The 10470-nt window shown below is 68.5% G+C and carries 9 protein-coding genes; 5 read left to right on the top strand and 4 right to left on the bottom strand.

The genetic code is table 11. From position 1 onward, the window contains the following. The coding region (gene hemC, locus ACK5F2_RS11075) for a hydroxymethylbilane synthase (RefSeq protein WP_409864658.1) at nucleotides 1-642 on the bottom strand (642 nt) is incomplete at its 3' end. Nucleotides 643-756: 114 nt separating this feature from the next. Here hemC and ppc point away from each other — a divergent pair. From ppc to pncB, 3 genes are all read left to right on the top strand, one after another. Then, a complete protein-coding gene (gene ppc, locus ACK5F2_RS11070) occupies nucleotides 757-3621 on the top strand; it encodes a phosphoenolpyruvate carboxylase (RefSeq protein ID WP_409864657.1) in 2865 nt (954 codons plus the stop codon). A 181-nt stretch (nucleotides 3622-3802) separates the two neighbouring features. Then, nucleotides 3803-4603, top strand: coding sequence for a cysteine hydrolase (locus ACK5F2_RS11065; RefSeq protein WP_409864656.1), 801 nt, complete (start codon nucleotides 3803-3805; stop codon nucleotides 4601-4603). Beyond that, nucleotides 4600-5823, top strand: coding sequence for a nicotinate phosphoribosyltransferase (gene pncB / locus ACK5F2_RS11060; RefSeq protein WP_409864655.1), 1224 nt, complete (start codon nucleotides 4600-4602; stop codon nucleotides 5821-5823). Before ACK5F2_RS11065 ends, pncB begins: the two co-directional genes overlap by 4 nt. Nucleotides 5824-5889: 66 nt before the next feature. Here pncB and ACK5F2_RS11055 read toward each other — a convergent pair whose 3' ends face one another. Both ACK5F2_RS11055 and ACK5F2_RS11050 read right to left on the bottom strand, forming a co-directional pair. Then, complete coding sequence (locus tag ACK5F2_RS11055; RefSeq protein WP_409864654.1) at nucleotides 5890-6702, bottom strand: LytR/AlgR family response regulator transcription factor; 813 nt, start codon at nucleotides 6700-6702, stop codon at nucleotides 5890-5892. Nucleotides 6703-6714: 12 nt separating this feature from the next. Beyond that, the gene (locus tag ACK5F2_RS11050; protein WP_409864652.1) at nucleotides 6715-7680 is read right to left on the bottom strand and encodes a sensor histidine kinase; all 966 of its coding nucleotides are present in this window, start codon (nucleotides 7678-7680) and stop codon (nucleotides 6715-6717) included. A 223-nt stretch (nucleotides 7681-7903) separates the two neighbouring features. On the opposite strand from ACK5F2_RS11050, the gene argH reads away from it, so the two are divergent. Both argH and ACK5F2_RS11040 read left to right on the top strand, forming a co-directional pair. Beyond that, entirely contained in the window at nucleotides 7904-9316 is a 1413-nt protein-coding gene (gene argH / locus ACK5F2_RS11045) for an argininosuccinate lyase (protein WP_409864650.1), read from the top strand. 51 nt (nucleotides 9317-9367) lie between these two features. Continuing rightward, a complete protein-coding gene (locus tag ACK5F2_RS11040) occupies nucleotides 9368-9856 on the top strand; it encodes a hemerythrin domain-containing protein (protein WP_409864649.1) in 489 nt (162 codons plus the stop codon). Nucleotides 9857-9866: 10 nt separating this feature from the next. On the opposite strand, the gene ACK5F2_RS11035 is transcribed toward ACK5F2_RS11040, so the two are convergent. Further along, nucleotides 9867-10328, bottom strand: coding sequence for an Lrp/AsnC family transcriptional regulator (locus ACK5F2_RS11035; RefSeq protein ID WP_409845498.1), 462 nt, complete (start codon nucleotides 10326-10328; stop codon nucleotides 9867-9869). Between the last annotated feature and the right edge of the window lie 142 nt (nucleotides 10329-10470).

Below are 10470 nucleotides of genomic sequence, written 5' to 3'. Positions count from 1 at the left end.
CTGGAGCTGCGCGTCGGCGCGCAGCTCCAGGCCCAGGGCGCCCTGACCGGCGCAGGGAATCATCTCGTCCTCGCTGAAGCAGGCGCGGATGCGCTCGCCCAGGCCCAGGCGCTTGAGGCCGGCGGCGGCCAGCACGATGGCGTCGAACTGGCCCTCGTCCAGCTTGCGCAGGCGGGTGTCCAGATTGCCGCGCACCGGCTCGATCTGCAGATCCGGCCGCAAGGCCTTGAGCTGCACCACCCGGCGCAGGCTGGAGGTGCCCACGCGCGCGCCCTGGGGCAGCGCGGCCAGGTTCTCGTAGCGGGGCGAGACGAAGGCGTCGCGCGGGTCCTCGCGCTCCAGGATGGCGGCCAGCTCGAAGCCCTCCGGCAGCTCCATGGGCACATCCTTGAGCGAGTGCACGGCCAGCTGGGCCCGGCCCTCTTCCAGCGCGGTTTCCAGCTCCTTCACGAACAGGCCCTTGCCGCCCACCTTGGACAGGCTGCGGTCCAGGATCTGGTCGCCGCGCGTGGTCATGCCCAACAGGCTCACGGTGAGGCCGCGTGCCTCCAGCAGAGCCTTCACATGCTCGGCCTGCCAAAGTGCCAGGCGGCTCTCGCGGGTGGCAATCACCACCGACGAATTTTTCAATGTCTCGGTCATGTCGGCATGCTAGCGCAGTGCGGCAGTGCACAAGAAACTGCTACAGTCAGATTCCAGTAACTTCGTTACATGACCATTACGGTCACCACCGCACCAAGCCCAGACGAGCCCGCCATGCCCGCACGACCCGCCGCCGCCCAGCCCACGACGACGAAGACTCGCAACAGCAAGCCCCGAACCAGCACCGCTGCCACCCCGGCCAAGCGCGCGCGGGATGACAAGGACTTGCCGCTGCGTGAAGACATCCGGCTGCTAGGCCGGGTCCTGGGAGAGGTGATCCGCGAGCAGGAGGGCCGCGAGGCCTATGAGCTGGTCGAGCAGATCCGCAAGCTCTCCGTGGCCTTCCGCCTCAAGCGTGATACCCAGGCAGGCAAGAGCTTCGACAAGCTGCTCAAGAGCCTCTCGGGCGAGCAGACGGTGAGCGTGATCCGCGCCTTCAGCTACTTCTCGCACCTGGCCAATATCGCCGAAGACCGCCACCATGTGCGCCGCCGCGAAATCCATGAGCGCGCCGGCAGTCTGGCCGCGGGCTCCCTGGGCCATGCCCTGGAGCGCCTGCACGAGGCCGGCGTGCGCCCCAGCGAGATCGCCAAGACCCTGCAGCACGGCTTCATCTCGCCGGTGTTGACCGCCCATCCCACCGAGGTGCAGCGCAAGAGCATCCTGGACGCCGAGCGCGCCATCGCCGAGCTGGTGGAGCAGCGCGACAGCCTGCACACCGAGCGGGAGAAGCAGGCCAATGAGGCCCTGATCCGCGCCCGCGTCACCCAGCTCTGGCAGACGCGCATGCTGCGCTATTCCAAGCTCACCGTGGCCGACGAGATCGAGAACGCGCTCTCCTATTACCACGCCACCTTCCTGCGCCAGATCCCGCGTCTGTACGCCGAGCTGGAGCAGGCCCTGCCGGGCCATGAGCTCAAGAGCTTTCTGCGCATGGGCCACTGGATTGGCGGCGACCGCGACGGCAATCCCAATGTCACGGCCGCCACCCTGCGCCAAGCCCTGCAGCGCCAGAGCGAGGTGGCCCTGCGCCACTACCTGACCGAGCTGCACGAGCTGGGAGCCGAACTCTCCATCTCGGCGCGTCTGGCCCAGGTCTCGCCCGAGATGCAGCTTCTCGCTGAGCGCAGCCCCGACCGCAACGAGCACCGCCTGGACGAGCCCTACCGTCGCGCGCTCACCGGCATGTATGCCCGCCTGGCCGCCACCCTGCACGCGCTCACCGGCACCGAGGCCCTGCGTCACGCGGTGGCCCCGCAAGACCCCTATGCCACGCCCGAGGAACTGCTGGCCGATCTGCGCGTGATCGCCGCCTCGCTCAAGAGCCACCATGCCGAGGCCCTGATCGCGCCGCGCCTGGCCCCGCTGATGCGCGCGGTGCAGGTCTTCGGCTTCCATCTGGCCACCCTGGACCTGCGCCAGAGCTCGGACCAGCATGAGCTGGTGATCGCCGAGCTGCTGGCCGCGGCCCGCATCGCGCCCGACTACGCGGCCCTGGATGAGGCCCAGCGCCGCGCCCTGCTGCTGCAGCTGCTCGCCGACGCGCGCCCGCTGCGCGTGGTGGGCCATGCCTACAGCGAGAAGACCCAAGGCGAACTGGCCATCTTCGAGGCCGCGCGCGAGGCCCTGACCCGCTTCGGCCGCGAGGCCCTGCGCCACTACATCATCAGCCACACCGAGACGGTGAGCGATCTGCTCGAGGTGCTGCTGCTGCTCAAGGAGGTGGGCCTGATACGTGGCACCCTGGACAGCGCCGGCGCGGTCAGCGACCTGATCGTCGTGCCCCTGTTCGAGACCATCGGCGATCTGCGCCTGGCGTCCACCATCATGCGGGAGTTCTACGCCCTGCCCGGCATCCACGCCCTGGTGCAGCGCTCCGGCGGCGAGCAGGACATCATGCTGGGCTACTCCGACTCCAACAAGGACGGCGGCGTGTTCACCAGCTCCTGGGAGCTCTACCGCGCCGAGATCGCCCTGGTGGAGCTCTTCGCCGAGCTCAAGAAGAAAGGCGCCATCACCCTGCGCCTCTTCCATGGCCGCGGAGGCACGGTGGGCCGCGGCGGCGGCCCCAGCTACCAGGCCATCCTGGCCCAGCCCCCGGGCACGGTGAACGGCCAGATCCGCCTGACCGAGCAAGGCGAGGTGATCGCCTCCAAGTACGCCAACCCCGAGATCGGCCGGCGCAATCTGGAAACCCTGGTGGCCGCCACGCTGGAAGCCAGCCTGCTGCACCCCACCAAGAACGCGCCCCCATCCTTCCTGGACGCGGCGCAAGACCTGTCCGACGCCTGCTTCAAGGCCTACCGCGGCCTGGTCTATGACAGCAAGGGCTTTGCCGACTACTTCTTCGCCGCCACACCCATCCGCGAGATCGCCGAGCTGAACATCGGCTCGCGCCCAGCCTCGCGCAAGGCCACCCGCGCCATCGAGGACCTGCGCGCCATCCCCTGGGGCTTCAGCTGGGGCCAGGCCCGCGTCACCCTCCCGGGCTGGTGCGGCTTCGGCTCGGGCGTGCTGGCCTTCCTGGGCACGGGCGCCGGCCGCGAGGAGAAGCTCAGCCTGCTGCGCCGCATGGTCAAGCAGTGGCCCTTCTTCCGCACCCTGCTCTCCAACCTGGACATGGTGCTGGCCAAGACCGACCTCTCCATCGCCCAGCGCTATGTGGAGCTGGTGGAGGACAAGCGCCTGGGCAAGCGCATCTTCGCGGCCATCCAGGCCGAGTTCGAGCGCACCCAGGAAGCCCTGGCCCTGATCACCGGCGAGAAGCAGCGCCTGGCCGCCAACCCGGCCCTGGCCCGCTCCATCGAGCACCGCTTCCCCTATATCGACCCCCTGCACCATCTGCAGGTGGAACTGATGCGCCGCTATCGCGCCGTGCCCCCGGACAAGCGCGCCGAGGACCCGTCCATGGAGCGCGTGCAGCGCGGCATTCATCTCTCCATCAACGGCATTGCCGCCGGGCTGAGGAACACGGGCTGAGTCAGGACCGAGGGCAGTCCTGAGGACTGCCCGACGCCTGACGAAGGACCGGCCACGTCTCGCGTGGCCGGGCTGGGTGGCACCAAGTCACGGCCCCCATGCTGTTGATCTGGCTCTCCCCCGATGCCACCGGCTCCCCAGCCCCCGGCACGTATAGTGGCAAGCCTGCCGGAGCCCCAACTTGCCCTCACGCCACCTCCTCCTGATCGACCCCCAGAACGATTTCTGTGACATCCCCGGCGCCAGCCTGCCCGTGGCCGGCGCCGATGCCGATCTGCGCCGCATCGCGGCCCTGCTGGCGGCCCGCGGTGCGGACATCGAGGCGGTGACCGTCACCCTGGACACGCACCGCCGCCTGGACATCGCCCACCCCAGTTTCTGGACCATGGCCGAGGGCGGCGCGGTGCCGCCCGTCACGGCCATCAGCGCGGCCCAGCTGCGCGCCGGCGCCTACCGCCCGCGCGAAGCCGCCGCCCTGCCCCGGGCCCAGGCCTATCTGGATGCCCTGGAAGCCCGCGGCCGCTACACCTTGATGGTCTGGCCCGTGCACTGCGAGCTGGGCAGCTGGGGGCATAACGTGCATGCCGGCCTGCAGCAGGCCCTGGTGGACTGGCAGCTGGCGCGCCAGCGCCATGTGGAGTTCGTGCTCAAGGGCCTGAACCCCTGGACCGAGCACTACAGCGCCCTGCAGGCCGAGGTACCCGATCCAGCCGATGCCGGCACCCAGCTCAACCGCGCCCTGCTTGAGCGCCTGGACGCGTGTGATGCGCTGTGGATTGCCGGCGAGGCCAGCAGCCACTGCGTCAAGGCCACGGTGGAAGACCTGGTCGAACACCTGCCCTCGGGCCGCTTGGACAAGATCACCCTGATCAGCGACGGCATGAGCCCGGTGGCCGGCTTCGAGCCCCAGGCCGCGGACTTCCTGGCCCGCATGCAGGCCCGCGGCCTGCGCCTGGCGCGCAGCGCGGAGTTGCTGGCATGAGCATGAGCCACTCGGGCGCCCCGCTGATCTCCAGCCTGCTGGAGACCGATCTCTACAAGTTCACGATGTGGCAGGCCATGCTGCATCGCCACCCGCAGACCCAGGCGGAGTACGCCTTCTGGTGCCGCAACGAGCCGGCTTTTCCCCTGGCCGAGCTGCTGCCCGAGCTCGACCGCGAGCTGGACCATCTGTGCTCGCTGCGCTTTGGCCGCGAGGAGCTGGACTATCTGGCCTCGCTGCGCTTCATCAAGAGCGACTTCATCGACTTCTTGCGCATCTTCCAGTTCCAGCGCGACTTTATCCGCGCCCGCGCCCTGCCCTCGGGCCAGCTGGAGATCATCGCCCGCGGCCCCCAGGTGCATGTGATGGGCTTCGAGATCTTCGTGCTGGCCCTGGTCAACGAGCTCTACTTCCGCCGCCTGGGCGGGGCCGAGGCGGCCCTGGCCGAGGGCCGGCACCGCCTGGACGAGAAGCTGGCTCAGCTGCGCGTGTTCGGCGCCCAGGAGGCGCATGGCCGGCGCCACCCCTTCGAGTTCTTCGACTTCGGCCTGCGCCGCCGCTACAGCGGGGCCTGGCAGCGCGAGGTGATCAGCCGCCTGGCCCGCGAGGCCCAGCCCTTCTTCAAGGGCACCTCGAACGTGTTGCTGGCGCGCGACCTGGACCTGGTGCCCATAGGCACCATGGCGCACGAGTATCTGCAGACCTTCCAGGCCCTGGACTCGGTGCGCCTGCGCGAGCATCAGAAGGCGGCGCTGGAGAGCTGGGTGCAGGAGTACCGGGGCGATCTGGGCATCGCCCTGACGGATGTGGTGGGCATGGACGCCTTCCTGGCCGACTTCGATCTCTACTTCGCCAAGCTCTTCGACGGCCTTCGACACGACTCGGGCGACCCGGTCTGGTGGGCCGAGAAGGCCCTGGATCACTATGCCAAGCTGCGCATCGATCCGCACACCAAGCGTCTGGTCTTCTCCGACAGCCTGACCCTGCCCAAGGCCCTGGATCTCTACCGCCGCTTCGCAGACCGCACCCAGCTGGGCTTCGGCATCGGTACCCACATCACCAACGATCTGGGCTTGCGTACCCTGCACATCGTGATGAAGCTCACCCAGGCCAACGGCCAGCCCGTGGCCAAGCTCTCCGACAGCCCGGGCAAGACCCTGTGCGAGGACGAGACCTTTCTGGCCTATCTGCGCCAAGTCTTCAAGCTGCCTGCGCACTGAGCCCCTGGACCCGCCGGGGCCAACGCCTTCCGGCCACCGCGCGCCTTGCAGCGGCTCGCGCCTAACTCATCCGCGCACGCCAGCAGCCAGCGCATCCCGCACCGCCGCCACCTGTCGGCGCGACACCGACAGCCACTCATCCACATAGGCAATGCGCACGGCCCAGCCGGGCTCCAGCGCGCCGTATCCGGTGTTCTCGTCCTCGGCATCGCCGCCATGGCGCTCCAGCTCGCGCACTGCACTGCAGGCCACCAGGGCATTGCGGTGCACACGCAGAAAGCGCGGCGCCAGCCGCGTCTCCAGCTCGGACAGGCTGCCGTCCATCACATGGCTGTGAGTGGCGGTGCGCAGGGTCAGGTACTTCTGCTCCGCCTTGATATAGAGCACCTCGCTCACCGGAACGCGCAGCAGGCGGCCGCGCTCGGTCAGCGTGATCACATCGCCCTCCGGGGCGCTCGCCTCCGCCTCCCGCCCCGCGCGGGCCGCGGCTCGCTCGGCCAGGCGCTCGGCCACACGCGCCAGCGCAGCCTGAAGGCGCTCGCGGCGCACGGGTTTGGTCAGGTAGTCAACCGCGTCAAGCTCGAAGGCGCGCAAGGCATGCTCGGCATGCGCGGTGACGAAGACCACCGCGGGTCGCTGGGTCTTCTCGCGCAGGGTGTCGGCCAGCTGCAGGCCATCGGGGCCGGGCATCTGCACGTCCAGCAGCACCAGGTCACAGCCATGCTCCTTGAGCCAGAGCTGGGCCTGTGAGGCCGTGCCGGCCTCGGCCACCACCTCGGCGCGCGGTTCCTGACAGGCCTCCAGCAAGCCCCGCAGGCGCGCGCGCGCCAGTGGTTCATCATCGACCAGCAGGACCTTGAGGGCGGGCGTGGTGTGCATGGCAGCAGCAGTTCAACGGGGCAAGACGATGCGAACAGTGAAACGCCCAGCCTCGGGGCTGAGCTCGAAACGGGCGGCCACATCATGCATCAGGCGCAGACGCTCCCGCAGATTGCGCAGGGCCAGGCCATGCCCAGGCTGCCGCGCCGGCGCCTGCACGGTGTTGCTGACCAGGATCTCGACCTCGGAGCCCCGCGCTCGCGTGCGGATCTCGACATCGCCCCCCTGCTCGTTGGGCTCCACGCCGTGTCGCACCGCATTTTCCACCAGGGGTTGCAGCAGCAGGGGCGGCACGCGGGCAGAGCCGGCAGCCGGATCCAGCTGCCAGCCCACACGCAGGCGAGCACCATGGCGGAGCTGCTCAATATCGAGATAGCGGCGTGCCAGCTCCACCTCCGCATCCAGGCTGACCACGGCATCCGTCTCGGCCAGGGCCGCCCGGAACAGCTCGCTCAGATCTTCCAGCACGCCCTCGGCGCGCTGCGGGTCGATGCGCACCAGGGCGATGGCGGTATTGAGCGTGTTGAACAGAAAGTGCGGCCGGATGCGGGCCTGCAGCTCCACCAGACGCGCCAGATCATCGGCCGGCCGCTGTGCCCGCTGTCGCTGCTTGAGCCAGTACAGCAGCATGGCGGACGCGGCCAGCCCCGCCAGGGCCACGCTCAGCAGTCGAAAAAGGCTGCTGGCCTCGCCGCTGGCCAGGCTCAGCAGCTGCCAGCCCAGGGAAGCACACAAGGCCCCCAGCAGCAGCGCCAAGCCCCATTGCCAGCGCTCAGGCCAGCGGGCGAGCTGGCGCTGCAGCGCACAGATGAGCAAGAGCCAGAGCAACACGCCCGAGAGGCTGACCACGGTGCCGCTGCTGACCCAGGCCATCCACTGCGGCAGATCGCGCGCCGCCAGGGCCATGCCCAGACCCAACATCAGCTGAACGCCCAGCACGGCACGCAGCACCAGGCCCGCATGGCAGACATCGAACACACGCTGCGCATCGAACGGTGCCGAGCCTTGCTCAGGCGCCCGAGAGGGCTGGCGCCCCTCCCTCGCCGTCGCGCGCCGCGCGCGCGACGCGTCTTCCGTCTTTTGTGCTCGTCCCGTCATGGTTCGGTCGGCAATTAGAATCCTTGTTCCGCCATTGTCGCCTCTGCGCCGTGGCCCGCGCCATGCGGGCACACCCCGGCGCCCAGCCACGAGCCCGCCACCGATGTCCTCCGTCTCCGACAACCAACTCGCCAACAAAGCCCAAGCCTGGTCCGCGCTCTTTTCCGAGCCCATGAGCGAGCTGGTCAAGCGCTACACCGCCAGCGTGTTCTTCGACAAGCGCCTGTGGAAGGCCGACATCCAGGGCAGCCTGGCCCACGCCGAGATGCTGCATGCCCAGGGCATCCTGAGCGCCGAGGACCACGCCGCCATCCAGCGCGGCATGGCCCAGATCAGCGGCGAAATTGAGGCCGGCCAGTTCGAGTGGAAGCTGGACCTGGAGGACGTGCACCTGAATATCGAGGCCCGCCTCACCGAGCTGGTGGGCCTGGCCGGCAAGCGCCTGCACACCGGCCGCAGCCGCAACGACCAGGTGGCCACCGATGTGCGGCTGTGGCTGCGCGACGAGATCGATGAGCTGAGCCTGCTGCTGCGCGCCCTGCAAAGCGCCCTGGTGGAGGTGGCCGAGAAGAATGCCGAGGTCATCCTGCCGGGCTTCACGCATCTGCAGGTGGCCCAGCCGGTGGCTTTCGGCCATCATCTGCTGGCCTATGTGGAGATGTTCGCGCGCGACGCCGAGCGCCTGGCCGACGCGCGCCGCCGCGTCAACCGCCTGCCCCTGGGCGCGGCGGCTCTCGCCGGCACCAGCTACCCGCTGGACCGCGAGCGCGTGGCCCGCACGCTGAAGATGGAAGGCGTGTGCCAGAACAGCCTGGACGCCGTCTCGGACCGCGATTTCGCCATCGAGTTCACGGCCGCAGCATCCCTCGTGATGGTGCACATCTCGCGCCTGTCGGAGGAACTGATCCTGTGGATGAGCCAGAGCTTCGGCTTCATCGACATCGCCGACCGCTTCTGCACCGGCTCCAGCATCATGCCGCAGAAGAAGAACCCCGATGTGCCCGAGCTCGCGCGCGGCAAGACCGGCCGCGTGGTCGGTCATCTGATGGGCCTAATCACCCTGATGAAGGGCCAGCCCCTGGCCTACAACAAGGACAACCAGGAAGACAAGGAACCGCTGTTCGACACGGTGGACACCTTGAAGGACACCCTGCGCATCTTTGCCGAGATGGCCGGCGGCATCACCGTCAAGCCCGAGGCCATGGAGCGCGCCGCGCTCAAGGGCTATGCCACCGCCACCGACCTGGCCGACTACCTGGTCAAGAAGGGCCTGGCCTTCCGCGACGCGCACGAGATCGTGGCCCATGCGGTCAAGACCGCCATCCAGGCCGGCGTGGACCTCTCCGAGCTGCCCCTGGCCGAGCTGCAGAAGTTCGACGCCCGCATCGGCCAGGACGTTTTCGAGGTGCTGAGCCTGCGCGGCTCGCTGAATGCCCGCAACATCCTGGGCGGCACGGCACCCGAGCAGGTGCGCGCCCAGGTGGCCCGCCACCGCGCCCGCCTGGCCCAGGCCTGATTTGACCCACCACAAGGCCGCCGCACCGCAGGACGGCCAGACTCGCACACCATGAGCACCACCGCCCTCGCCTGGAACGACAAGCTGGTCCTGAACCAGCCGCAGCTGGACCACACGCACGAGGAGTTCGTCGAACTGCTGAACGCCTTCGGCGCCGCGCTGCAAAGCGGCGGCGATGCCCTGCCCGCCTTCCAGGCCCTGCTGACCCACACCGAGGCCCATTTCGCGATGGAAGAGGCCTGGATGGCCGCCACCGGCTTCGATCCGGTGAACTGCCACAGCAGCCAGCATGCGATGGTGCTCAATGTGATGCGCGAGGTGGTGCGCCACGCCACCGAGCTGAACGACCGCGAGCCCATGAGCATCGTGCTCAATGAGCTGGCGCAATGGTTCCCGGCCCATGCCGAGATGATGGATGCCGCCCTGGTCTTCCATATGAGCCAGGTCGGCTACGACCCGGCCAGCGGCAGCCTGGCCCAGCCCCTGGCGCGGGAGAACGCGTCCATCAGCGGCTGCGGCAACCAGGGCTGCAGCGACTGAGCCCCAAGCCTCAGACCAGATCCAGGGGCAGCGCCGTGCTGCTCTTGATCTGTTCCATCGAAAAGGCCGAGGACACCGAGCGGAAGTCCGAGACCGCGATCAGCTTCTTGTAGAACTGGTCATAGCCCTCGATGCTGGTGCTCACCACCTTGAGCAGATAGTCCACATCCCCGCTCATGCGGTGGAACTCCTGCACCTCGGGCATGTCCGCCACCAGGGCCGCCAAGCGCTGCAGCGAGGCCTCGTCATGGCGCGCCAGGCGCAGGCTCACGAACACCGTCACGGGCAGACCCACCTTCTTGCGGTCCACCAGGGCCACCCGACCGGTGAGCAGCCCCTCCTCCTCCAGGCGCTTGATGCGCTTCCAGCAGGGCGTGCTGGACAGGCCCACCCGCTCGCCCAGCTGAGCCACGGGTAGCGTGGCATCCTTTTGCAGTTCGGCCAGGATTTGCCGGTCTATGCGATCGAGCATCTGCACTCCAGTAGAACGAAATTCTCTACATGCAGATTCTGAAGGGAAATATGAAACGTTTTTCTTCCAGGCGACAAATAGACTTTGGCAGCCACTAGATTGCCGCAAGGACTGCTGCCGTGACCCCTTCCCTGTTCCTGGA

It is taken from the genome of Roseateles sp. (assembly GCF_046300915.1).
Lineage (GTDB): Bacteria > Pseudomonadota > Gammaproteobacteria > Burkholderiales > Burkholderiaceae_C > Kinneretia.
Note: the sequence above shows the minus strand (reverse complement) of the source record. Positions and strands in the feature narration are given on the sequence as shown.